This window comes from Ruegeria sp. H3 (genome assembly GCF_056533095.1).
Genome location: NZ_JBQFOD010000014.1, coordinates 31,649 through 56,280 on the forward strand (window position 1 = coordinate 31,649; position 24,632 = coordinate 56,280).

Consider the following 24,632-nt stretch of genomic DNA (forward strand, 5'->3'; position numbering starts at 1 on the left):
CGGAAAGAACCTCGCAATGGCTCAACATGGACTTCATGAGGCAGTCGAAACTGTTGCTCATGACAGTTACAAAGGTACCGTTCTGCAGGGCAGCTTTTACACCGGGCTCAGCCAGGGTGTGACAGTCGGCTGTCAGATCGCTTCGGTCCTCATTCTGTCGCGCCTGCTGATGCCTGCCGACTTTGGCCGTATCGCGATGATTGGTCCGGTTGTCGCCTTCTTGTCGATGTTCAAGGAAATGGGTCTGCTGCAAGCCGTTATTCAGAAAAAGTCGCTGACATACGGTCAGCTCAATTCGCTGTTCTGGATCAATATGGGCGTGAGCGCTGTCCTGACGATTTTCCTGATCTTGATGGCACCGTTGATCGCACAATTCTACAATGAACCAGACCTGATCTGGCTGATCCGAGCGATGGCGCTTGGCATGATGCTGACCGCCATTGGGGCGCAGCATTTTGCGCTGCTGAACCGCCGAATGATGTTTGGGCGGATCGCGATAAACAGCGGAATGGTTGCGCTGGCCACCCTTGCAACATCGATCCTGTGGGCTCTTGGTTCGCCCTCACCCTGGGCTCTGGTCGCTGGTACTTTAGTGGGCGGGTTTGTCGGGTCTATGATGGTCTGGGTCTGGGTGGACTGGCGTCCCGCAAAACCCGGCCTTGCGCCGGGGACCGCCGACCTGTTGGGGTTTGGCGCCGGGATCACCGGCTTCAAGCTGGCGAATTTTCTGTCGCGCAATCTGGATAGTATTCTGATCGGTCGGGTCTGGGGCAGCGCGGCGCTTGGGTTTTATGACCGCGCCTACAAGCTGATACTGTTTCCGCTGAACCGGGTGGCTCAGCCTCTGTCGCAGGTCATGGTGCCTGTCCTTTCGCGTATGCAGGATGAGCCTGAGCGCTATGCCCGTGCATTTTTTCGTGTCTTTGGGTTGATGCAGCTCGCGATCCTGCCCGGCGTCGCCGCGATGACCGGTATGGCAGAGACGGCGGTTCCCTTTCTTTTAGGCGCGCAATGGGCCGACAGCGCGCCAATTTTTGCGGCTTTGGGAATCGCCGCCCTGGCTCAACCGCTCGCTAATCCAACGGGCTGGCTGTTTGTCAGTCAGGGGCGTACGACCGAGATGGCATTTTGGGGCCTCGCGTCAGCCGTGGTGACCTGCGGGTCCTTTCTGTGGGGTGTGCAATACGGTGTGAGGGAAGTTGCAGTGGCTTATGCCGCCGTCACGGTCCTGAAGCTGTTTCCGCTTTGGGCTCTTGTCAGCCGAAAAGGACCAATTGGTCGAGACAGCTTGGGCAAGCATATCTTGCCGGTTTTTTGCGCCGGGCTTGCCGCCTATGCAGTCGTTTGGGGCAGCCACCACGCGCTGCCCGATACTGCGTCGCTGAAACTGCTGATGGGGACTACGCTGAGCTATTTGGTTTTTGTGGTTGTTTTGACATTCAGCTCCTACGGGCGCGAGATTCTGGTCGAGGTGAAGCAGCTGCTCATCCAGGCGGCAAGAACCCTCCGTCGGCCCAGATCGGGAAAGCACGCCTGATGCGAATAGGAACTCCATATCTCGTCGAACAGCGTGCCACTCACCGTTGGATGGCGGGGGAACTGCGTTGACTTATCTAGAACAGATCGGAACCCGGATCAGCTGGCAGGTCGCGCCCGGTCGGATGATTGCGCGGTCTCATCCCAAACCTGATCCAAACCTTGATGACGTCTATATGAAACGCGGGCTGATTCTGATTCATATTCCCAAGAACGCGGGCACCTCGGTCGAGGACGTTATCTATGGCTATCACGTTCGTCACCGCACATGGCGCGAGGTTCAGGCGCTTTGTCCGCGCGCCTGGCAATCTCTTCCCAAGATCGCGATATTACGTGATCCGGTGGATCGGTTCCGGTCGGCATTCGATTATCTCAAATCTGGCGGACGGAACGAGCAAGACAGACGATTTGGCGCACGTATGATCGGGGATCGCTCAATTGACGCGTTCCTGAACCGGTTCTGCAATAACCCAGCGTTTCGGGCTACCTCCATGCGGTATTATCACTTCCGCCCCCAAAACGACTTCATCTCTGACGGTGATGTCGTCAAGGTAGATCATTTGATCCCGTTTCACAGGATAGCGCAGGGGCTGGAGAAATTTGCCGGTGTGGCCCCTAGTGCCCTTAAACATGCCAATAAAACAATCGGGCAGCGCTCGGAGCTGCCGCAATCGGCGGCCGATCATCTGCGCAGTATTTATGCGCAGGACGCCGCCCTGTTCACACAAACCTGCCAAATGTGGAAGGCGGTATCATGCCAAGAATCTTGCACATGAGTTTTCCTCAGACGTCATTGAGCCCGCTGTTTTCATACGAATTTGGAAGGTTTTGACGATGCGAATTCTGTTTGCCGGCGGGAATAGCTGGTTGCCCGAAGCCAGCGGCGGAACCCAGAACAGCACCGATCACCTGATCAGACAGAGTATAGCACAGGGCCACGATTGTGCAGTTTATTGCGGCTTTTCCGGGCGCGGGGTCTTTGGTTTTCGAATGCGCGTGCAACGTAAGATGACAGGCCGACCGTTCAGTATCGACCAAAGGCAAGGTTATGAGGTGATGCGTACGTGGGAGCCGACCGATCCGCATCGGATCGCCGCAGCTGCCCGGCATTTCCGGCCCGATGTCGTTGTGATCCAGACACGCCATTCGGCCCATCTGGGGCATGAGTTCGCAAAGATGGGCCTGCCCGTTGTGCTTTATCTACGAAATGTAGAATTCAATGAGAATGATGGCGATGTCAGCGCCATTCCGGGTGCTAGTTTCATCGCTAATTCTAACTTTACGGCCGGAGCATATCGCGACGCTTATGGTATCGACTGCACAGTTATCACCCCGACCATAAACTTTGAAGAATACAGCTGCGATTCGACAAAAGAGTTTGCGACACTGATCAACATCCACCCCAAAAAAGGATATGAGGTGGCTCGCGACATGGCGCGCGCATGTCCCGATATTCCTTTCTTGTTTGTCGAGGCCTGGACCTTGTGGGACGGGCTTTTCAAACAGATCATGGCTGAGATCGCCGAGTTACCGAATGTAACTTACATGAGCCGAACCTCGGATATGTCGAGGGTCTACGGCCGCACAAAGGTCCTGTTGGCCCCAAGCCAGTGGGAAGAAGCCTGGGGCCGCGTCGCGTCCGAGGCCCATTGTAGTGGTATCCCTGTTGTCGGCTCGGACAGTGGTGGGCTGGGTCAGGCTATTGGACCTGGCGGTATTGTCCTGCCCCATGATGCACCGACCGAAGACTGGGTCGCCGCGCTGCGCAAACTCTGGTTCGATGACATCGCTTATGCCGATCTGTCCGAAAAAGCGTTGGCCTACGCTCAACGGCCCGAGCTGAACTTCCATCGCCAGCATGACACTTTTATTTCGGTGCTCAAGCGCGCAGTGTCTGAGCAAGATGCCAGCGTTCCAGCCTGATATGCGGACTTCGATCACCCAAGGAAGCGGGCTATGAAGATCTGCTTTTGTGTCTCAAGCTTTCCGGTTCTGTCGCAAACCTTTGTGACCTCGCAGGTGCTTCACGCCGTGCGGCAAGGGCACGAGGTGATTGTCGCGCGCAAGACGGTCGGCACGGACGTTGCTCTTTCAGAGGAACAGGAAAGCTTGCTTGGCAATGTGAAGACAATCATCTGGCCACGCGAACAGCCACGTATCTTTAAGGTTCTACCCAGTTCATGGTCTCGTCGGATCGCCGCACAGCTGGACCGAGCTGCGTGGCGACGTCAGATCGATGCCGATGTTGTTGTTGCGCATTTCGGGTTTCGGGGGAGGGCGGTCGCTCGGGCACAACGTGGCTGGAAACATCGCCCCCCGCTTGTGACCGTTTTCCATGGTCGCGATGTCAGCGTTGAATACCGGCGTGATGCTTTGGCGGGCTATCGTGACCTTCTTGCCGAAGGAGATCTGCACGTCACCGTAAATGAGCAGTTTGCCCGGCAACTTGTGGAATGCGGCGCACCGTCAGATCATGTTGAAACCCGGCATCTCGGTATCCCGATCTCGGAATACGAATTTTCCTCTCCATCGTTCGGAACAACACTACGGTTTTTCAGCGTGTGTCGGCTGGTTGAGAAAAAGGGGCTAGAAACAGCGATCAGGGCGCTGACCCTGCTGCGTCAGAGGCACCCTGAACTGGATTGGCGTTATGACATAGGCGGGGATGGTCCCCTAATGGATCGACTGCGCGATCAGGTGGAGAACGCAAAGCTCGGGGATCGCATAGAATTTCTGGGATCGTTGCCGCACAAGGATGCGCTGTATCAGATAGCGGGTGCGGATGTTTTGTTTGTGCCAAGCCTGACGGCCAGGGATGGTGATCAGGAAGGCATCCCGGTCACATTGATGGAAGCAATGGCATTGGGTACACCGGTTTGCACCACGAACCATTCCGGCATTCCCGAGCTTGTGACCCACGGTGAGACCGGGATGCTGGCGGATGAGCGCGATGCAGAAGGGTTCTACAAAAACATCGTCCTTCTGGCTCAAAACCCCGATCTGGCCAAAGCCCTTGCCAAGGCAGCACGGAAAAAGGTGGAGAGCGAGTTCAACGAGGACCAGCAGAACATCCAGTTCCTGGATCGCTGTCAGGCCTTGCTGAAACAAGCGCCGACAATTGGACCCAGAAGCACCCGCACCCCCATCAAGCTGTCTTAACGCCTGAACGAATGGCCATTTTGGAGTCGATGACTTTGGAAACACCGGATTTCATTATCGGAGGGGCGCCGAAATGTGGAACGACCTCATTGCATCAGGTGCTGGATCAGCACCCTGGTGTTTGGATGGCGAAAAACGAATTGTACTTTTTTGATGCCGATGATCCGGTTGCGCATCGCGATTTCTTTCAGATGGACGGTGAGGATCTGGTCTGGCGTGATCCGAAGGCTCCGGCTTTGCGCGATTGGTATCACAGCCGTTTCTCAGAAGCCTCCGAAGGCTGTCTTATAGGCGAGGACACGACCACATATCTGATGTCTGATGTTGCTGCCTTTCGTATCGGGGCGGCAGACCCCGCGGTAAAGGTTATTTTCATGCTGCGCGATCCGGTTGAACGCGCGTTTTCCCAATATTGGCATTTGGTCCGCAGTGGGCGTACTTGCCTGTCATTCGAAAAAGCGTTGAGCGAAGAACCTTCGATCATACTGGGATCAACCTACGCACCCGCGTTGCGCCAGTTTTTTTCAGCTCTGGGAAAGGATCGCGTTCATGTGGTTCTGTTCGAGGAGTTCAAAACCAATCAGCAAGCGGCCATGGACGGCGTCGCTAACTTTCTCGGTATTCCAAATATATCACTCGATGAAGTTGAGACCTGGCACAACAGGACAAAGTACCCAGCCCGAACAAAAACATTGCTGCATCTGAATCGCGTGGGCAAGTTTCTGGTTCGGTACCGTTACGCCCGACACTTCGGTGACGACGGCAGGTTTTTGTTTCGAGTTGCGAATAAAGCGTACTGGCACTGGTTTCGCTTTGTGGCAAAACGGGTGCTGACTGAAGACAACCCACCATCTTCGATGCGCCCTAAAACGCGCGCGTATCTTTGCCATCATCTTTCAGATCGAAACGCCGGTCTCTCGGAACTTCTCGACGTGAATTTGGCCAATCATTGGCCGGGATTCTTTCAATGACTCGGATTGGATCAAGGGTAGGCAAAAGCCGACAATTGTTCTTCGATGATCGATTTCAATGGAGATGTTTACTGTTGTCCTAATCCTGCTTGCAAAGGCAAACTTAACCGGTGTGACAACACCACCCATCAATCCCTAGCGGCTTATGATCCGAAGTAGGTGCTAAAAATCTCTGTTGCGAATGGCATCTGTGGGTGGCTCCTCCATTGCAAGATTTCAGGTGCCGATCATGCTTGGGTAATTGCAAACTAATGTTCAGACATCGGCAAGCGGATGAAAACAAGCAACCTGAGCACCGCTTCCGACGTCTTCCAACTTGGGTACATGAGATCGGCAGCGATCGGTTGCGCAAGGGCACCGCGCAGCGAAGGCGCATCCGGGCGGCGGGTTAAGCGGGTTCGGGAGTTCTGTCCCTTTCGCCTCCGGCGCAGTCAATGCACGACCGACCACCGGCGCGCTGTCGGCGAGCAGTTTTGTGTAGGGATGCCGGGGGTTGGCGAATACGACCTTGGCCGGACCAAGTTCCACAACCGATCCGAAGTAAAGCACCGCGATCCGGTCGCTGACCGCTTCGACAACCGCAAGGTCATGGCTGATGAACAGGTAGGTCAGATCGAACTCTTTCTTCAGATCAGCGAGCAGGTTTAAAACCTGTGCCTGCACCGAAACATCAAGCGCGGAAACCGGTTCATCGAGGATAAGAATCCGAGCATTTGCAGCCAGGGCACGCGCGATCCCGATCCGCTGGGCCTGTCCGCCCGAGAACTCGTGTGGGTAGCGTTCGAGAAACTCCTCGCGCAGGTTCACGCTTGCGAAGATCTCCGCGATCCGCTTATCACGTTCGGGTTTTGCCATGCTGTGAAGCTGTCTGAGCGGCGCTTCCATGATCTGGCGGATCGTTTTTCGAGGGTTGAGCGAGGAAATCGGATCCTGGAACACGTATTGTATGCGTTTACCAAAATCCGCCGGGTCCGCATTGTCGAGTGCTGCGCCTTCTATCTGTATCGTACCCGTGGTCGGTGGCAGGAGGCCAACGAGCATCCGCGCCAGCGTAGACTTTCCGCAGCCGGACTCGCCCACAATGCCTAGGGTTTCGTTTTTTTTGACCGAAAGTGTAATGGGGTGCACCGCCTTCACGGAGCCGGACGCCGCACCAAAAAGGCTCCGCCCCATGGGGAAGTTTTTTGACAGGTTTTCGAGCGTCAGTGCATTGCTCATTCCGCGGCCTCCTTGCGCGGTGTTTCGGGAAACAGGCACCGAACGGCGCGCGTGCCGTCGCGTTCCAACGGTATGTCGCGATTGCGGCAGGCATCCTGTGCCTTGTTGCAGCGGTCAGCAAAGGCGCAGCCGGCAGGTAGGTTGTCGACCATAGGCGGCAGGCCCGGAATGGCTTCGAGCCGCCGTTTCCCTTCGCCGAGTTCGGGAACGCAAGCCATCAGACGCGCGGTGTAGGGGTGGCGGGGGTTGTCGAGAATATCGGTGGTTTGGCCCTCCTCGACGATGTGGCCCGCGTACATGACAGCGACATGGTCGCAAAGTTGCGCCACCACCCCAAAGTCATGTGTTATGAAAACGATCGCTAGGCCACGCGACTTTCTGAGGTCGTCGAGAAGAGCGAGGATTTGCGCCTGAACCGTCACATCGAGCGCGGTTGTCGGTTCGTCGGCGATGATAACATCGGGATCATTGGCCAGCGCCATGGCGATTCCGACACGCTGTCTCATGCCGCCGGACATTTCGTGCGGGTAATCGTTGATCCGCATCTCAGCGTTCGGGATACGCACCGCCTCGAGCAATTCAATTGCCTTCGCGCGGCCTTCCTCTTTGCCGATTTGTCGATGCGAACGGATCGCTTCTGCAAGCTGTTCTCCGACACGGTACAGCGGATGAAGCGTGGCGAGCGGGTCTTGGAAAATGTAGGCAACTTTGCGTCCGCGCATATCGCGGAGTTGCTTGTAGGGCGCGCCAACAAGGTCTTCGCCCTCATACCGGACTGCGCCGCCCGTAATAACGCCTGGCGGCGAAGCGACGAGGCCCATGATAGAAAGCGCGGTGACGGACTTGCCCGACCCGGACTCGCCTATGATACCGAGGCATTCACCCTTTTCGACATGCAGCGAGACGCCGCCGACGGCGCGATAGACGCGATCCTTGACATGGAACTGCGTTTGCAGCTCCTGAACTTCGAGCAATCCCTTACCTTCGGACGCAGGCGCAGGTGTATCGCGCTTTACCATCGTCGCTGCCATTGGCCGTGACAGCGCGCCGGATTTCAGGCGCGGGTCGAGCGCGTCACGGACGCCGTCACCAAGAAGGTTGATCGACATCACGATGATCAGGATCATGATCCCAGGCACAATCGACGTATGCGGGTTCGTAATCAGCGCCGAGCGCGCTTCGCCTAGCATGGAGCCAAGATCGGCCTGCGGTGGCTGCGACCCAAGGCCGAGGAATGACAGGCCCGCCGTCTCCAGGATCATCCAGCCAATGGTTGTCGACATCGCGATGATGACGACCGGAATAACGTTGGGAAGAACTTCGGTCAGAATGATCCGGGTATTCGACATACCCGATAGCCGCGCAGCGTCGACGAATTCCTTGTGCACGATGCCGACGGTGATGCCGCGAATGTTACGGGCAAAGAACGGCACGTTCACCGCAGCAACGGCAATCAGCGCGTTGAACAGTCCCGGTCCGAGGGCCGCGACGATGGCGAGCGCGAGGAGGATATAGGGAAACGCCATCAGCATATCGACGCCGCGCATGATGATATTGTCTGTTCGGCCGCCATAGAAACCTGCGGCAATTCCGATAGCTGCTCCGACGGTCGCGGCGATGATTGCCGCGGCGAACGCAACTGCAAGTGAAAGCTGCGTGCCCCAGAGCAGCCGTGACAGGAGATCGCGTCCGAGGTGGTCGGTACCCAGGATCGCGCCCTCCGAGAACGGCGGTTTAAAACGGTTGCCAGTGTCCGTTACATCCGGGTCGGCCAACGGCAGTAGCGGTGTCAATAGAACCAGCAGGATAACCAGCGACAGCACGATCCCACCCCCCAGAGCAAGCCGGTTCCGCGCGAGCAGTTTGAGAAACGCCATCATGTCTTGATCCTCGGATCAAGCAGGCTTTGCGCGACATCGACAGCGATGTTGAAAAGCACGTAGCAGGCTGCCACGAGGACCACCCCGCCCTGAACCAGCAGGATGTCGCGTTTGAGGATGGCATCGACCAGCATCCGACCTATTCCCGGCCACTGGAAAACGATTTCAATATATACGGCGCCCGACAGGACAAAACCCGCTTGAATGCCCAGCACCGGGATTATCGACACCATCGCGGCCTTGAGCGCATGACGCCAGATAACGCCGCCTTCGGCCACGCCTTTGGCACGCGCAGTGCGGATGAAGTCCTGCCGCAAGACCTCCAACATTGCTGACCGGGCCAGACGGGCAATAACGCCGGTGGCAACGACTGCAAGTGCGATGGCGGGAAGCGTCAGGTGCGAAAGGAGGGCTGCGAAATCTCGGTCACCATAGATTGGCCACATGCCCGACACCGGGAACCATCTGAGGTTCACGGCGAAGAACAGGATCATCATCATACCAAGGAAAAACGACGGGATAGAGATGCCCAAAAGCACCAAGAAGGTAATCCCCTTGTCGGCCCAGCCATACTGATTGGCCGCCGAAATGACGCCTGCGGCGACCCCGAAGATCGAGCAAAGCACAAATGCGGTTCCGGCGAGGACCAGCGTCGCGTTAAACCGCTCCATCACCTCATCGATGACCGGCCTGTTGAGCGCAAACGAGGTGCCAAAGTCGCCGGTCAGCATGTTGCCGAGCCAGATGAAATACTGTTGCACCAGAGGCTTATCCAGGCCGAGATCGCGGTTGAGCTTTTCGACGTTTTCGGGCGTGGCATAGCTTCCCAAGATGGCCGTCGCCGGATCACCCGGGATCAACGCCATGATGAGAAAGACGATGATCGTGATACCAAACAGAACTGGGATCGCTGAAAGCAGCCGTTTCAGAATGTAGCCCGTCATCACTCGCCCCGTGCGCTTGTCTGAGAAATGCGGAGAGGCAAGCCCGAAGACCCGCCCCCCTCAGGGAAGATCAGTTTTTCACAATGTCGTCGAGAAGAAGGAAGAACGACGGCTGAAGCGCGAAATCTTCGACTCGATCGTTTGTGACAGCATTCTGTTTCCAGTTCGCGACAAAGACCCAAGGCGCGTCTTCCTGAACGATGGTTTGCATCTCTTTGTAGAGTGCCGCGCGCTCGTCCTGATCGGTCGCAACGCGGGCCGCTTCAAGCAATTCGTCGACCTTCGGGTTGGAATAGTAGCCCGAGTTGAACCCGCCTTCGTCCGGCCAGGCCAATGTGCGGAGCGCCAGGAATGGTAGCGTATCCGGGTCGTTCGTCATCCAAGCCATCTGTGCCATGTCAGCTTTGCCTTCGAGGCCGGGGTTCACGTTCCCGAGGAAGGTATTCCACTCGTAGGTCTCGATCTTCACATCGAATCCCACAGCCTCTAAGTCGGCCTGCATCGCGGTGCCCATGGCCACCGGGTCCAGCATACCCGAACCGCCTTCGGTTACGTAGAAAGTCAGCTCTGCCCCTTCGACACCGGCTTCGGCGATAAGTTCGCGCGCCTTGTCGGGGTCATAGGGGTACGGCTCCAGATCGGGGTTGTAAGCCCATGCAAATGCAGGCGGTGTAGGACCGGCCGCAACATCAGCCGTACCTTCGAGCACGTCGTTCACGATAGCTTCTTTGTTGATCGCGTAATTCGCGGCCTGACGCACGCGGACGTCGGCAAATGGCCCTTCTTTCGCGTTCAGGATCAGGAACCAGACGTGCGGTCCGGCCTGTTCGTGAACGGTGTATTGATCCCCTTCGAACTGGCTCAGCGCAATCGGCGGAACCTCAACCATCAGGTCAATGCCGCCTGCCAGCATCTCTGCGGTCCGCGTATTGGCATCCGTGATCGGGCGGAAGACGACTGCTTGAAGCGAGGGTGCGCCGTCCCAATAATCGGGGTTGCCTTCGATCACCACCGCCTCGTTGGCGCGCCATTCGGCGAAGGTGAATGAACCTGTTCCCGAAGGATTGCGCCCAAAGTCGGCGCCGTGCTGTTCCACGGCAGCAGGCGAAACGATCAAACCCGTTGGGTAGGCGAGGTTCGACAGGAATGGCGCGTACGGAGCGTTCAGTTTGAATATCACCGTAAGGTCGTCGACCACCTCGACGTTTTTGACAGCAGAAAAGAAGAACGCCAGCGGGAACGGGCCGGTGTCGTGATACGGGTGGTTTTCGTCCAGCATACGGTCGAAGTTGAACTTAACCGCTTCAGCGTTGAATGGGCTGCCGTCATGAAAGGTCACGCTCTCGCGCAGGATGAAGGTGTATTCCGTACCGTCTTCGGAAATCGTCCAATCCTTCGCTAGCGCCGGTTCAACTTCCAGCGTGCCATCCTTGTAGCGGACAAGCCCGTCATAGACATTCATCAGTATCCGGAAATCGTTGACCGCGGTGACCGCCGCCGGATCAAGCGCCTTTGGTTCCGCGATCTGCCCGACAATAAGGACGCCGGGCGGCGTTTGAGCCGTGGCACCGCTGACCGCTCCGAGGGTCAGCGCTATCGCCGCACCCGAAGCCAGCAGTGTCCGCCGTGTGAAAGAAAAGAGCGACATTGGCTTTACCTCCGCTGTGATGTTCTTGGAGTATTTTTCATGATAAATTGCATCAGGCCAAATTTTCATGATAAATTCAAGCCCACCTGCAAGGAGGTGCCCAAGTGACGATCTCAATCCTCGCTTTTGACAAAGAAACAGGCAGTTACGGGGGCGCAGCGACCACGGGAAGCCTTTGTGTTGGGGGTTGGGTGCTGCGCGGAGACGCCGAATCAGGCCTCTCGGCATCGCAAGGGTCATTGCCGTCAACGATGTGGGGGACAGATACCCTTGTCGCTATGCGGGCCGGGAAAAGCGCCAGGGATGCCGTCTTGGGTGTCGTAAACGCAGATGCGGGACGGGCGCAGAGGCAACTTGCGGCTCTTGATCCGAAGGGTGAAGTCTTTGCATTCACAGGGCGAGACAGCATCCCTTCGGCAGGAAGCCGTTCCGGATCGAACGTCATTGTTGCCGGAAACCTTCTAAAGAACCAGGACGTGATCGACGCCTGTTTCGACGGTTTCCACGTCGCCAAAGGCTCTTTTGCCGAACGGCTTTTAGCCGCGCTAGAGGCCGCTTCGCGCGAAGGGGGTGACAGTCGGGGGGTGCTGTCCGCCGCTTTGCTGATCGTTAACCGCAGCGCGGCCCCGCTGACACTGCGTGTCGACAAGTCCGCCACACCGCTTTCTGACCTGCGCGCCCTTCATCAGGCCGCAACGTCCGGCCCATACGCGGACTGGGCTATGCTCGTCCCAACACTTGACGACCCTGAACGCGCCGAGCCTTACCTTGAAAAGGCGGACCAGCCGGTCTGATCCGCTATAAACTCAGCCAGTCGCGTGCCAACCTTCGAATTGCCGTAACGATCCAAACCGGGTGACCAGACGGCAATCGATGCCCGCCCAGGCGCGACAATTAGGATTCCACCACCTACGCCGCTTTTGCCCGGCAGACCGACGCGAAACGCGAATTCCCCCGAACCATCGTAGTGGCCGCACGTCATCATGAGCGCGCAAATCCGGCGCGCACGTTTATCTGAAATAAGCCCGGCGGCATCTGGGAACTGCGCCAGAACCGAACCCGCGCGGGCAAGTTGTACACAACTCATCTCGATCGCACACTGGTGACAGTAAGTGCCAAAGACCCGCTCGGGCGTATTTGTCAGATTTCCATGCGATTTCAGGTAGTGAGCGAGCGCGAGGTTCCGATGCCCTGAGGCCTTTTCCGACTCCGCAACACGCTTGTTGATGTGAATGTCGTCGTCCTGGGCCGCTGCGCGCACAAAACGAACAAGCTCGGCGAGGGCATCTTTAGGCTCTCGGCCACCAATCATGGCGTCCGTAGTGACAAGCGCTCCTGCGTTGATAAACGGGTTGCGCGGACGCCCCTCCTCTCGTTCCAGCAACACCACGCTGTCAAAAGCTGTGCCAGAGGGCTCACGCCCGACGCGCAACCAAAGATCATCGCCGACCCGGCCCAGAACCGAGGCCAGGGCAAAAACCTTCGAGACACTCTGGATAGAGAACGGCGTTTCGGCTTGCCCTGCTCGTACGACCATACCATCAGGCAGAGCCATCGCGACCCCAACCTGATCCGGCGGGATTGAGGCCAATTCGGGGATGTAGGTCGCAATCTGCCCCCAATCAGCCGTTTCGATTGCTTCTGCGACCCCATGCTCGGCAATCTGTTGCAAATTCGCGATCGTGGCGGACATCACTCGGCGATGAACCGCTTCATGACGACGGCCTCCTGATCCTCCATCAGGCGGCGGGCGAGTTTCATATGCTCCAGCACAATGTCCCTCGCACGGTCAGGGTCGTCCTCGCGCAACGCCTCGATCAGCGCAATCTGGTGGTCACGCCCTTCGCGCCAGAGCTTGTGGTTTGGTTTGGAATAAAGGCGCTTGTAGACCGTCAGCTGCGTCAGAATCTCTGCAAGAAATCCGATCATGAACCCCAGGATTGGGTTCTCGGCATATTCCGCCAGCTTGGCATGGAACAGAAGTGAGTCGACATGCTGAGCGCGCTCTTCTTCGGCTGATTCCGCAGGGGTAACATAGCGCATCGTAATTTCGCGAAGCTCTTGGAGCTGATGCGCTGACAACCGCCCGGCGAGTGAAGCGGCGTTCTCTGGTTCAAGTGCCACACGCACTTGATAGATGTCGTCGATCGAGACGTTCTTGAAATAGAAAAAATTGGCAAGCAGCGCGTGCGCGCGCTCTGTCGTCACTTCGCCGACAAAACTGCCGCCACCAGGGCCCGTCTTCGTGGCAACAAGACCTTGAGCCTGTAGCAGCCGCATGGCCTCGCGGATCGTCCCTTTGGACATCTGAAACCGCTCGATGAGTTCAGGCTCGCTGGGCAAGCGATCTCCAGGTTGAAGTCCCTGCTCGACCACCCACGACTTTATTTCATCGGCGACCTGAATGGGGCGCGATCTTTTCCGTTTCGTCTGTGTCTTCTGCGAAGCCAAGGCGCTCCTCACGTTTTTGGTAGCGTCACGGCGCGTTCGCCGTTAAACCATGGAATCAATTTATCATGATAAATTCAAGGAAAATATCATGGATGGTGACATCGCCGCCCAACGTCTTTCGGCCATTTCCAAACATAGCGCAACAGAGGAAGGCGTTACGCGCCTGCCCTGGACGCCCGAGCATAAGGCCGCACTGGAGGAGATAAAGAGTTGGATGGAGGATGCCGGGCTGTCCACCGAACTGGACGCCGCAGGTACACTCGTCGGGCGGTCACCAAATGAGACAGGCAAGCCGGTCATCCTAATGGGCTCGCATCAGGACAGTGTTCCAAACGGCGGTCAATTTGACGGGATCATGGGGATCGCGCTCGCCTGTCTTGCAGCAAAACGCTTCTATGGCCTATGGGACGCGCTTCCCGTCGGCATCGAAGTCCTTGCCTTTGCCGACGAAGAAGGCGTTCGGTTTCCGACTGCTCTGATCGGTCCGCGGGCGCTAGCCGGTACTCTGGACCCCACTGTATTCGAAATGACCGACCGTCAAGGCACCAAGATGGGTGACGCCATGCGCACCTTTGGAGCGAACCCGAAGGAGGCGTTGACGATTAAACGCTGTCCTAAGTCAATTGCGGGGTATCTCGAAGCGCATATCGAGCAAGGCCCGGTTCTAGAAAACGCAAACGTCCCAATCGGGGTTGTGACGGCCATATGCGGCATTTCCCGCTATAACATCATGGTCACTGGCGAAACCGGTCACGCGGGAACTGTCCCGACGGCGGACCGACGTGACGCGCTTGTCGGATCTGCCCACCTGATCAGCGAAATCAATGCACGAGCAACGGCACAGACAAATCTCAGGGCAACCGTCGGCACGCTGTCGATTAGCCCTGGTGCGGTGAATGCGGTGCCAGGCGTTGTCGAGTTCACACTCGAAGTGCGCGCCGACGAAGACGCGCGCCGCAAGCCTCCAGTTTTCGATCACCCGTACGTACGAACAGCGCGCTGTCCCCTGCGACAATCATCTCATGACGGCGCTATCCGACGCAGCAGAGGATGCGGGCCATGCTACCCTGCTTTTGATGTCAGGTGCCACCCACGATGCGTCTGCCATGGCCGATATCTGTCCGGTTGCAATGATCTTCGTCCCCTGCCGTGCGGGTGTAAGCCATCGTCCGGAAGAATACGTTGACGCGGCAAGTATGTGTAAAGCTATCGATGTTCTGGAACAGGCAATTAAACGGATCTCGAGCCGATACGACGCGTGACGCAACCACTGAGCTAAAACATCTCGAAGAGTTATGCGGCCCATTGCGGATGAGGTGGGTGGCTCCTGCTCCACCGGCATCGAATGTGCCAAAGTGCAGTTGTGATTGACTGCTAGGAAAGGAGCCACCCAATGACAGTAAAGACCGTCGGCCTGGATCTGGCCAAGGATGTTTTTTAAGTTCTCGGCATTTCAGAGAACGGCCGAGTGATTTTCAACAAAGCCATCAAGCGAGCGCAACTGCTCCGCTTCTTTGAGACGCTTCCGCCCTGTGTCGTCGGCATGGAGGCATGCGGTTCGTCCCATCACTGGGGCCGCCAGCTGCGCAAATTGGGGCACGACGTGAAGCTTATGCCGGCCGGATACGTCAAACCCTACGTGAAGCGCGGCAAGAACGACGCCGTTGATGCTGAGGCAATCTGTGAAGCGGTCCGTCGACCAACCATGCGATTTGTCGAGATCAAGACGGAAGAGCAGCAAGCCATTCTCTCAATCCACCGGACTCGAGATCTGGCCGTCCGGCAGCGTACCCAACTGGCTAACATGATCCGCAGCTTGCTGCGCGAGTTTGGGCACATTTTGCCCATTGGGATCGAAGCAGTGACGGCTTTTGCAATGCGTCACCATGATGGCGACCATCCAGAGATGCCGGAGATCGCCAACGGGATGCTTGGCATACAGTGCTATCAGTTCATTGGGCTGAACGCGCGCATTGACGGCTATTCGAAGATGATCGAACAACATGTCCTGCTGAATGCTGACGCACGCCGATTAACGCGCATGCCTGGCATCGGGCCGATCACGGCGTCAGCGATCATCGCAACGATCGGTGATGCAAAACAGTTCCGGACCGGACGCGATCTGGCGGCGTGGTTGGGACTGACCCCGCTCAACAAATCCAGCGGTGGCAAGGAACGTCTGTGCAAGATCACCAAGCAAGGTGATCGCTACATTCGCAAGCTGTTGGTCGTAGGCATGACATCGCGCGCTGTGATGGCGAAACGTTCGCCAGAGAAGGTCGATCTGTGGACAGCGAGAATTATCGCAGACAAACCATTCCGATTGGCAACAACCGCCATGGCCAACAAGGCCGCTCGAGCCATCTGGGCGATGCTCACGAAGAAACGGGAATACCGGCAGCCTGCGTTCTAACCGCGCCGACTACCCAGGAGATGCAAGACGTTGAAGTGATGATGCGGAATTAAGTCAACCAAGAGCAAGGATACTCCGGGAATGGCAGCGACCCTCAGAGGTCGATAAGCCGATTGGAACCTCGCTCGCGGAATTCATCAAGGCCAGTGGCGACAATGCCGCCACGCAAACAGGCCGGACAGACGAAGGTACTGACAAAATACCCGCAAATATCAACAAAAAACTCTTGCAATGCAGAAGCCACCCACAGAGGACATTCGCTCGACTTAGTCTTTGCTGCGGTGCGACATATCGGACCGGATTTTCGCTGCAGGCGCAAAGGCGCAGCCCGGCTCAGATACAAGGTTGGCTTGTGGCTAACAGTACCGACGCTTACTCTTGCACGGAGGCGTCGGGCTTAAACATCGTTTGAAAGATATTGCAGCTGAGTAAAATCACGGAAACGCGTCTACATCTTTTGTCAGATTGAGCCCCATTCTAGCCCGAACTTGCCTAAGTACTTTCTCAACCGATCTGCATCATTCTGTGTTTTGCGCTTGCCGCGCGAAACAGAAAACAGTGCACGCCCGGCTGCACTCAGGCTAGAGGAACGGTGACAGACCCGGATGACTTCGGCCAGTTGAACCAGGTCAAACGGATCAACATCAGACACAGCATCGCCCATCACATCTGCAACCAGCTTGAAATCATCATTGGACTGAGCCGATTTCCAATCAGTTTCAAGCGCTTCGATTTCGGTTGCGACCATCGCACGTGTAATTCGTCCACGCGGCGCAAGCGTACACAGCCGTCGGATCGAACCCGAGAAGTCTCGGAAGTTGCCTGGCCACCCAGTTGCCGGATCTTTGGCGAAGTCCAGATATTTCTCGCGGGCATCGGAGTGGAAACCGACATGAGTGCCCAAGTCCCGCTCGCAGCGATCCAGCTCGTGCAGCAGATTGGCCTCTATGTCTTCGGTGCGATTGCGCAGCGCAGGCAAGGTGAAACTCCACGTGTTCAACCGGGCCAGAAGATCCGGTCGAAACTGCCCGGACGCCGTCAAACTGCGCAGATCGCGGTTGGCACCGGCGATCAGGTGAAACCGGCTTGAGATTTCGTGGTCAGATCCCAACGGATAGAACCGCCCAGTGTCAATCGCGTGCAGGAGAACCGACTGCATATTGGGGTTCAACTCGTCTACATCATCTAGAAACAGAACACCGCCATCGGCTTCGCGTAGCAGCCCGCTGCGCTCAGTGCCCGCTGCGCCAAGGTAGGAACGGCGCTGGCCGAATAACATTGCCATGGCGTCAGGCCCGTTCAATGTCGCGCAGTTTACGTGGACCAAACGACCTTTGACGCGGCGTCGATCAAGTTTAAGGCCATGAATGCGTTCCGCTAGTTCGGTTTTGCCGGTTCCGGTTTCACCAAGCAGCAGGATCGGTTCGTCAGAATTGCTCGCGACCAGCTCAATTCGGTCGATCAGCGCGTTGTAGCGCGCGTTGCGCGTTTCGATCCCGCCCTTTAACTGATCGCTGTATTCGCGCGACAGTTGATCGAACCGCTGTTGCAGCGCGTTGTAGCGGCTGAGGTCCAGGTCAATGATGTCGAACTTGGGGGTTTTGTCCTCTGGTCCGGGCGGACCGGTCTGGATCAGCCGCGCAGGGATGTGCCTGCTTTCGGTCAGAAGGAACCAACAAATCTGGGCCACATGTGTGCCTGTGGTCAGGTGGACGTGGTATTGCTCGCGATCTTCGTCGAACCCATAGATGCGTGCAAAGTCGAACAGCTTGCCATACACCTCCTGAAAGTCCCAAGGGTCGGTCAGGTCCATTCGGTGCAACAGTACCTCGGTCTGGGGCGATAGCTCTTCGATTTCGCGTTTAACCTGATGGGCAAGGCGATTGAATTTGTGGTCGTGCAGCAGCTCAAGCCGGTCGACATTGAAATGGTCATGGATGGTCAGGCTGGGCGTCGGCTTCCAGCGCCGTTTCTTGCCCATATCCAGCTGTGTACCGAGGAATCCAATAACGACGTTTTTCATATCTTATCTATTTTTATATTTTCCGATCTTTTTGTATCGTACAGCTCGGCGCGAATTTCTTCAACGGGCGATAGAATTTAAATGAATCAATAGCTTAACTCAGTTGTAAGTTTTTCTCTGACCGCAAGCTGAACCATGGCAAAACATCCTCACAAAACAACGAGGACAAGACAATGGCGAACAAATCCGTGTTTGCATCGATCAAAGGCCGGCTGCTGCCAAAGGCAACTGCACAGAACGCCCACGGGGCGCTGGCCTACGCCTATTCCGATGCCCATGCTCTGGCACAAGTCGCCGTGACTGGCACCTTCGGGGGCATGTTCTATCAATCGCCGCAAGAGGAACTGGAATACGTTCTGGATGTGGCCGAAGCGGTCGAGCCGAAGTTTCTGGCGCAGGCTGCGATCTATGCCCGCCAGTCGGGATACATGAAGGATATGCCTGCGGTTCTGCTGGCCATTCTGGCCCGGCGTGACCCGGTTCTGTTCCGTGCGGCTTTCGCCCATGTGATCGATAACGGCAAGATGCTGCGCACCTTCGTGCAGGTTATCCGGTCGGGTCAGACGGGGCGGAAATCTCTGGGCTCTGCGCCAAAAGCCTTGGTGCAGGCCTGGTTGAACACCGCGTCTGACCGGGCGCTGCTGAACGCCAATATCGGGAATGACCCGTCTTTGGCAGACGTGATCAAGATGGTGCACCCGAAACCGGCCTCGGCCGAGCGGGAGGCGCTGTTTGCCTGGATCGTCGGGCGGCCGTGCAATCTGGCACGGCTGCCACGGGCCCTGCAGGACTGGATCGCGTTTCGCGAGACCGGCAAGGGCGCGATGCCAGATGTGCCGTTTCAGATGCTGACGCAGCTGGACCTGTCGGCCGAGCACTGGGCGCGGATCGCGCGCAAGGGCTCGTGGCAGATGGTGCGGCAGAACCTGAACACGTTCCACCGTCACGGGGTTTTCAACGTGACCCGGAACGTGGATCACGTGGCCGCCTTGCTGCGCGACCCGCAGGCCATCGCCAAGGCACGGGTGTTTCCGTACCAGCTGATGGTGGCGGCGCAGAACGTGTCCGGCGATATGCCGCGTCCGATCGTGGATGCGCTGCATGATGCGATGGAGATCGCGGTGCAGAATGTCCCGAAAGTTGCGGGGCAGGTGGTTGTGTGCCCGGACGTGTCCGGCTCGATGAACTGGTCGGTGACCGGGTACCGCGCGGGGGCAACCTCGGCCGTGCGTCACGTGGATGTGGCAGCGCTGGTGGCTGCGTCTTTCCAATGCGTGAACCGCGGGTGTCAGGTGTTGCCGTTCGACTTCGACGTGCGTGATGTCCGTCTGGAGCCGCGCGACACGATCCTGACCAATGCCGAGCGTCTGGCAGCGCTGGCCGGGGGTGGCACGAACTGTTCCGCACCGCTGGCCTGGCTGAACAAACGCGGCCGCGCACCGGATCTGGTGGTGTTCGTGTCCGACAACCAATCCTGGGAGGATGCCAGGGGCGGTGGGCAGGGCACAGCGATGTTGAAAGAATGGGAGGTGATCAAGCGTCGCAACCCAAAGGCCAAACTGGTCTGTATTGACATCGCCCCATACGGAACCACACAGGCGCAGACACGTGAAGACGTGTTGAATGTCGGCGGGTTCTCGGATGCGGTCTTTGACCAGATCGCGGCGTTCGCCTCTGGTCGGACCGGCCCGGATCATTGGGTCGGCGAGATCGAGAAGATCGAACTTTGAAAACGGGTCAGGCGGAATGCCTGTGGGACTACAGCTTTGAACTCTGTCAGATGTCTCACAAACATCTTGTCCGCCTGACCCAAACAGACAATTCCCGGCGAATGCTGGTGGAACTACAGGATAGAGCGCTGGTCAGCAGGCCGGAGGTCGCGGGTTCGACTCTCGCCGCGTTATGCGCGTAGCTCAGTGATGATGTTTCACCCTGGTCGTGATTTGCTTGCAAACACGACCGACTTGTCGTCGGGACCCGAATAACGTCAGGCAGAATGCCGGTGGGACTACATCGCTGTAACCGATCCGCGCCCGTCAAAGGGCGCTGTCTCACCACCCCTTGTCTGCCTGACCCGAATTGAAAGGAGCATGTCTCGGCGAATGCCGGTGGAACTACAGATTGTTAATCTCCGTGTCGCGGGTTCAAATCCCGCTCGTCCGAGCCCCTTAGGGAGGGACGGTAGCTCAGTCAGGTAGAGCAGGCGTTTCACCATGGTCGTGCTTTGCACGCAAACACGACCGCCTTGTCGTCGAGACCCGAAACGAAAGGAATACCCCGGCGAATGCCGAAGGAACTACATGGCATACCAGGGACAGGTCGAGCGGGTTCAACTCCCCTCCGTGCCGGCTCCCAGACGGCAAACGCATCTGCCCATTCAGATGCGGGGCGGGCCTCCCAACTGTTTCTTCACCCCTTGTCGCCGGGGCTCCTGGTTAAATGAACAGAGTATGATGATGACAGACACTCAAAAAACGCTCCATTTGGCTGGTAAGGCTGTTGAAATGTGTTTGAACGGCCGCCCAAGTTTGGCACTCCGCCGCTTCAATGCGCACAGAGTTCGGCTTTCCCCGTGGGACGTCGCCCGGATTGATCCGCAATTGCGCCGAGTACATCGAGACGCTGAATTCCAAGGGAGTCGGAAGCCCGGTGTGGTTGCCCGAATCTTGCGCTTGAAACCGCCATTTTTCGAGCAGGAAATTGCAAGAAGTCCACAGACCGCATGGCTATTTGTGCATAGTCACAATGGACGATATCGACAGTCCGCTGTTCAATCGATGATCATCGGAGATGAGGATACCGCAGCGCAAACGGCACTATTGCTGCGTTGCAACGATTGGGTTCCACAAGTGCGCGAAGCAGCGTTTGATCGGTTACGCACCCGTGCGCCCCAATTGTCTCAAACGGCTCTGGCCAGCTTGGCGGTATTTGCTGTTGCGAGAGTCGGAATATGGCAACGCGGAGGTGCCGAAGCTCTGAATACTCTAAGGGAATGTCCTCTTTGGCTTTCCGCTTTGGAAGAAGCTTTGGCAAAACAAACAAATGGCCCTTTGGTGCATGTGCTCAAAAGACAGATCCTTGAAAGCACGTTGGATCATGCCCTGAATCGACTGGCAAGATCCGCGAGGTCGCCGTTTGTCAGATCAGCCGCTATCGAATGCGTTGTGAATGAACAGGTGCGTTGGAAAAGTGGATACGCAAAGCAATGGGTCAACAAGCCTCTGGGTATCAGCAGGCGCGTTCCGATCTTTGAAGAACGGGTTCTGGATATTGATCCGGTAAATTGCGCGGCTGTTGTGCGTTCTGGTGCGCGTGACACCTCTGCGATGGTTCGTAAGAAGGTAGCTGACAAATTCATCAAGGATGGAGGCAAGGAATTCTCTGATGAGGTCAAGCTATTGAGTGAAGATTCTGCGGCATCAGTTCGAAGTCGCATGGAGTTTTTCCATCGCAAGTATCCGAGCAATACGAAGAAAGACAAAGAAAATGACTGAAGAAGCCGAAAACTACCCCGTAACCGGGGACCATCTGAAAGACTGGGGCCATCGCCCCGGCAAGCAGTTCCCGGCTCTGCTGGCGCGCGCGAATGAGATGCGGGCCGAGGGGTTTGGGCTGGTGCGCATCCGGCAGGAGCTGGAGGGCGAGATCTCTCCGATCCCGCCAACGATTGATCCGCGCGCGCCCGCAGAGGTGGCATTTCACGAGAACATCGACGCGGCGCATCCGGATGAGGAAGACAACGTTTCGAAAGTACGCGAGACGATGACGGCGCTGATGCGGACGCCGACGATTGAGGCTGGGGCGATCATGCCCGATGCCTGTCCGGCCGGGCCGGTTGGCACCATCCCGGTGGGTGGGGTGGCCGCCGCGCGGAATGCGATTCATCCGGGGATGCACTCGGCGGACATCTGTTGCTCGGTCATGATCACCGATCTGGGGGATGCGGACCCAAAGCAGGTACTGGATGCGGCGCAATCTGTGACGCATTTTGGGCCGGGCGGGCGACCGCAGGGCAAGCGGTTCACGACCTCATTGAAGCTGTTGGATGCGTTCCGGGAAAACCCGTTTCTGGACAACCCCAAGTCGCTGCGCATGGCGCAGGAACATATGGGCACTCAGGGTGACGGGAACCATTTCCTGTTTGTCGGACGTTCACGCAAAACCGGTCGGACGGCGATTGTGACCCACCATGGCTCGCGTGGGCCGGGCGCGGTGCTGTACAAAAACGGAATGGCTGTGGCTGAAAAGTTCCGCAAACAGCTTTCACCGAAAACACCCAAGCAAAACGCCTGGATCCCGGCGGATACGGAGGAAGGGCGCGACTATTGGGAAGCGCTGCAATTGATCCGCAAATGGACCAAAGCCAACCACAATGCGATCCACCAGGCGACGGTTGAGGCTGCGCGCGTGAGTGATGTGGGTGAGCGGTTCTGGAATGAGCACAACTTCGTCTTCAAGCGTAGTGATCTGTTCTACCACGGCAAAGGCGCGACCCCGGCGTGGGGAGATTATGCGGCGGATGCAACGGGTCTGACGCTGATCCCCCTGAATATGTCCGAACCGGTTCTGGTGGTGCATGGTAAAGACAGGGGTCACGGTCTGGGCTTCAGCCCGCATGGGGCAGGGCGGAACTTTTCACGTTCCGAGCATAAGCGCCGGATGGGATCGGTTACGCCCGATGAGATGCTGAAGGCAGAGACCGAAGGTCTGGATATCCGGTTCTATGCTGGTGGAGTCGACGCATCCGAGCTGCCATCCAGCTATAAAAGCGCGGATCGCGTTGTGGCGCAGATCAAGTCGTATGATCTGGCAGATATCGAAGACTACATCGATCCTTACGGCTGCATCATGGCTGGTGTTGTCCCGCCATTCTGGAAGAACAAAAAGAAAGGTCGCCGGTAACAGCTGGCGACCTTGGCAACTTCCAACTCAACATCCTAATGATGGAAGTTTGATGAATACATGGAATTTGCCAAAAGGACTGAGCGCAGGGGGGAGATCGGCCCTTTCCGGACCTTTGATCTACCTTCAAGATGCTGCGGTCGCAGCCTGCTCACCGGACATTCGCCGTGAGAGCGAAGTCTGATGGAGGTCAAACTCACAGTCTGCGGACAAAGCGAGCTTTCGCTGCATTTGCTCCAATGTCCGGTTTGGTTTCATCGGCCAGGCTGGGATCGCAAATCCTGCAGAAAGTTTGACGCAGTATCCATGCCAGTTTTGATGGTGGAAATGTCGGATGCCGAAAACGCTTTTGCCATCTGTCCGACCACCTTTGTTTGCACTGCTAGCGCCTCCTGCGCGAGACCCTGGCCCTTCGGGGTCAACGATAAACACCACGCGCGTTGGTCTTTTGGAGAAGGGTTCCGCGCGATAAGATCATCGCGCTCAAACCTCGAAATCAACATGCTAATTCCGCTTTTGGCGGAATAGCACCTTTGCGATAGCTGTCTTTGTGTCATCCCGTCAAACCGCAAAAGGTTCATAAGAACTTCATGCTCCAGCAGTGACAGACCCAGCGGAGAGAGGTGGTGCAACAACGTGGCGCTGCATTCATTGTAGGCCCGTACCACCGACAGCCATGCCTCCGTCGCATCTTCCAGTGTGGGCGTGTTGTTCGTTGTTTTGGTGGTGCGGTCGATCATGACACCCTTCTAACCTCATTCTTGTAAAGTTCAAAGTTGATCTATAATGTTCAAGATTGAACCAATTGGGGTGTCGCTATGAATTTGTATCTTAGGCTTTTCTGGACACTATTGCGGGCGTGGTGGCTGCCCAAACTCACCATCACGGAGCCGTTCGAACGCACCTTTCGCGTCCTTCCAAACGACATCGACATCAACTTGCACATGAACAATGGTCGTTATCTGACAGTTGCTGACCTGATGATCGTTGAATATTTCGCACGCACAGGATTCTTGAGGACCCTGCTGAAGAACAAATGGAAACCAGTGTTGGGCGGCTCGATCATCACATATCGGCGGCAACTCAAACTCGGACAGCAATACAAAGTAAGCTACCGCTGGACCGGCAGTGACACTCATTGGAACTACCTGTCCTTTCAATTTACATCGCTGGACGGACGGTTATGCGCTAGTGGCTACTGTAAAGGTGCGGCGGTCTCTCGCGATGGGCTTGTGAATAACGCAGATGCGTTCCAAGCGCTTGGCATCCCGATCCCTGATCATCCCTTGCCTGGCGCGGTTTTGCACTGGAAGGAAAGTGAGGTGAAGCTGCTCGCCTGTACTTCGGGTGACCAGACCTAGCGGTCATTGGTGCGCACCGCAGCATCCAGTACTTTGGGCTCTTTCCCGACCTATGACTCAGCGCGGCATCGGCACGTTTTTGAGCGCTCTGCTAGGTAAGGACGGCCCAGAGCCGACATCCGACAC

At 56.9% G+C, this 24,632-nt stretch carries 20 protein-coding genes and 1 pseudogene; 13 read left to right on the forward strand and 8 right to left on the reverse strand.

Annotated elements, in window-relative coordinates:
- Nucleotides 1-16: 16 nt before the first annotated feature.
- The 5 genes from ACR0JE_RS15790 to ACR0JE_RS15810 all read left to right on the forward strand — a co-directional run bounded on the left by ACR0JE_RS15790 (nucleotide 17) and on the right by ACR0JE_RS15810 (nucleotide 5,666).
- Nucleotides 17-1,537, forward strand: coding sequence for a lipopolysaccharide biosynthesis protein (locus ACR0JE_RS15790; protein ID WP_480548239.1), 1,521 nt, complete (start codon nucleotides 17-19; stop codon nucleotides 1,535-1,537).
- Nucleotides 1,538-1,604: 67 nt separating this feature from the next.
- Nucleotides 1,605-2,312, forward strand: a complete 708-nt coding sequence (locus ACR0JE_RS15795; RefSeq protein ID WP_480864839.1) for a hypothetical protein — start codon at nucleotides 1,605-1,607, stop codon at nucleotides 2,310-2,312.
- A gap of 58 nt (nucleotides 2,313-2,370) precedes the next feature.
- Complete coding sequence (locus ACR0JE_RS15800; protein WP_480864840.1) at nucleotides 2,371-3,459, forward strand: glycosyltransferase; 1,089 nt, start codon at nucleotides 2,371-2,373, stop codon at nucleotides 3,457-3,459.
- 33 nt (nucleotides 3,460-3,492) lie between these two features.
- Nucleotides 3,493-4,695, forward strand: a complete 1,203-nt coding sequence (locus ACR0JE_RS15805) for a glycosyltransferase (protein WP_480864841.1) — start codon at nucleotides 3,493-3,495, stop codon at nucleotides 4,693-4,695.
- 29 nt (nucleotides 4,696-4,724) lie between these two features.
- The gene (locus ACR0JE_RS15810; protein ID WP_480864842.1) at nucleotides 4,725-5,666 is read left to right on the forward strand and encodes a sulfotransferase family protein; all 942 of its coding nucleotides are present in this window, start codon (nucleotides 4,725-4,727) and stop codon (nucleotides 5,664-5,666) included.
- A 255-nt stretch (nucleotides 5,667-5,921) separates the two neighbouring features.
- On the opposite strand, the gene ACR0JE_RS15815 is transcribed toward ACR0JE_RS15810, so the two are convergent.
- The 4 genes from ACR0JE_RS15815 to ACR0JE_RS15830 all read right to left on the reverse strand — a co-directional run bounded on the left by ACR0JE_RS15815 (nucleotide 5,922) and on the right by ACR0JE_RS15830 (nucleotide 11,356).
- A complete protein-coding gene (locus tag ACR0JE_RS15815; RefSeq protein ID WP_480864843.1) occupies nucleotides 5,922-6,884 on the reverse strand; it encodes an ABC transporter ATP-binding protein in 963 nt (320 codons plus the stop codon).
- Nucleotides 6,881-8,761 (reverse strand): dipeptide/oligopeptide/nickel ABC transporter permease/ATP-binding protein, encoded by a 1,881-nt coding sequence (locus tag ACR0JE_RS15820; RefSeq protein ID WP_480864873.1) that lies wholly within the window; start codon nucleotides 8,759-8,761, stop codon nucleotides 6,881-6,883. The genes ACR0JE_RS15815 and ACR0JE_RS15820 overlap by 4 nt, the downstream gene beginning before the upstream one ends.
- Complete coding sequence (locus tag ACR0JE_RS15825) at nucleotides 8,761-9,708, reverse strand: ABC transporter permease (RefSeq protein WP_480864844.1); 948 nt, start codon at nucleotides 9,706-9,708, stop codon at nucleotides 8,761-8,763. The genes ACR0JE_RS15820 and ACR0JE_RS15825 overlap by 1 nt, the downstream gene beginning before the upstream one ends.
- Nucleotides 9,709-9,778: 70 nt before the next feature.
- Entirely contained in the window at nucleotides 9,779-11,356 is a 1,578-nt protein-coding gene (locus tag ACR0JE_RS15830) for an ABC transporter substrate-binding protein (protein ID WP_480864845.1), read from the reverse strand.
- 104 nt (nucleotides 11,357-11,460) lie between these two features.
- Here ACR0JE_RS15830 and ACR0JE_RS15835 point away from each other — a divergent pair, with 104 nt between their 5' ends.
- A complete protein-coding gene (locus ACR0JE_RS15835) occupies nucleotides 11,461-12,150 on the forward strand; it encodes a DUF1028 domain-containing protein (protein ID WP_480864846.1) in 690 nt (229 codons plus the stop codon).
- Here the strand turns inward: ACR0JE_RS15835 and ACR0JE_RS15840 are convergent.
- Together ACR0JE_RS15840 and ACR0JE_RS15845 are read right to left on the reverse strand one after the other, a co-directional pair.
- On the reverse strand, nucleotides 12,120-13,049 hold the full coding sequence (locus tag ACR0JE_RS15840) for a glutaminase (protein ID WP_480864847.1): 930 nt from the start codon (nucleotides 13,047-13,049) through the stop codon (nucleotides 12,120-12,122). The two genes, ACR0JE_RS15835 and ACR0JE_RS15840, sit on opposite strands and share 31 nt — an antisense overlap.
- Nucleotides 13,049-13,807 (reverse strand): FadR/GntR family transcriptional regulator, encoded by a 759-nt coding sequence (locus tag ACR0JE_RS15845; RefSeq protein ID WP_480864848.1) that lies wholly within the window; start codon nucleotides 13,805-13,807, stop codon nucleotides 13,049-13,051. The genes ACR0JE_RS15840 and ACR0JE_RS15845 overlap by 1 nt, the downstream gene beginning before the upstream one ends.
- An 88-nt stretch (nucleotides 13,808-13,895) precedes the next feature.
- Between ACR0JE_RS15845 and ACR0JE_RS15850 the strand changes: the two are divergent.
- The 3 genes and pseudogenes from ACR0JE_RS15850 to ACR0JE_RS15860 all read left to right on the forward strand — a co-directional run.
- Nucleotides 13,896-14,708 (forward strand): annotated as a pseudogene (locus tag ACR0JE_RS15850) (hydantoinase/carbamoylase family amidase); the annotation flags it as partial.
- 121 nt (nucleotides 14,709-14,829) lie between these two features.
- Nucleotides 14,830-15,069, forward strand: a complete 240-nt coding sequence (locus ACR0JE_RS15855) for a M20/M25/M40 family metallo-hydrolase (protein ID WP_480864849.1) — start codon at nucleotides 14,830-14,832, stop codon at nucleotides 15,067-15,069.
- 188 nt (nucleotides 15,070-15,257) lie between these two features.
- The gene (locus ACR0JE_RS15860) at nucleotides 15,258-16,220 is read left to right on the forward strand and encodes an IS110 family RNA-guided transposase (RefSeq protein WP_480864874.1); all 963 of its coding nucleotides are present in this window, start codon (nucleotides 15,258-15,260) and stop codon (nucleotides 16,218-16,220) included.
- Between the two features lie 460 nt (nucleotides 16,221-16,680).
- On the opposite strand, the gene rtcR is transcribed toward ACR0JE_RS15860, so the two are convergent.
- Nucleotides 16,681-18,243, reverse strand: a complete 1,563-nt coding sequence (rtcR, locus tag ACR0JE_RS15865; protein ID WP_480864850.1) for an RNA repair transcriptional activator RtcR — start codon at nucleotides 18,241-18,243, stop codon at nucleotides 16,681-16,683.
- Between the two features lie 173 nt (nucleotides 18,244-18,416).
- Here rtcR and ACR0JE_RS15870 point away from each other — a divergent pair, with 173 nt between their 5' ends.
- The 3 genes from ACR0JE_RS15870 to ACR0JE_RS15880 all read left to right on the forward strand — a co-directional run bounded on the left by ACR0JE_RS15870 (nucleotide 18,417) and on the right by ACR0JE_RS15880 (nucleotide 23,145).
- Nucleotides 18,417-19,973: an RNA-binding protein gene (locus ACR0JE_RS15870; protein ID WP_480864851.1), complete on the forward strand. Its 1,557-nt coding sequence runs from the start codon at nucleotides 18,417-18,419 to the stop codon at nucleotides 19,971-19,973.
- 720 nt (nucleotides 19,974-20,693) lie between these two features.
- A complete protein-coding gene (locus tag ACR0JE_RS15875; protein WP_480864852.1) occupies nucleotides 20,694-21,737 on the forward strand; it encodes a hypothetical protein in 1,044 nt (347 codons plus the stop codon).
- Nucleotides 21,730-23,145, forward strand: coding sequence for an RtcB family protein (locus ACR0JE_RS15880; protein WP_480864853.1), 1,416 nt, complete (start codon nucleotides 21,730-21,732; stop codon nucleotides 23,143-23,145). The genes ACR0JE_RS15875 and ACR0JE_RS15880 overlap by 8 nt, the downstream gene beginning before the upstream one ends.
- Before the next feature lie 254 nt (nucleotides 23,146-23,399).
- Here the strand turns inward: ACR0JE_RS15880 and ACR0JE_RS15885 are convergent, their stop codons facing one another.
- Nucleotides 23,400-23,885 (reverse strand): MarR family winged helix-turn-helix transcriptional regulator, encoded by a 486-nt coding sequence (locus ACR0JE_RS15885; RefSeq protein ID WP_480543347.1) that lies wholly within the window; start codon nucleotides 23,883-23,885, stop codon nucleotides 23,400-23,402.
- 78 nt (nucleotides 23,886-23,963) lie between these two features.
- Between ACR0JE_RS15885 and ACR0JE_RS15890 the strand changes: the two genes are divergently transcribed.
- Complete coding sequence (locus ACR0JE_RS15890; RefSeq protein WP_480543345.1) at nucleotides 23,964-24,506, forward strand: thioesterase family protein; 543 nt, start codon at nucleotides 23,964-23,966, stop codon at nucleotides 24,504-24,506.
- Nucleotides 24,507-24,632: the final 126 nt, after the last annotated feature.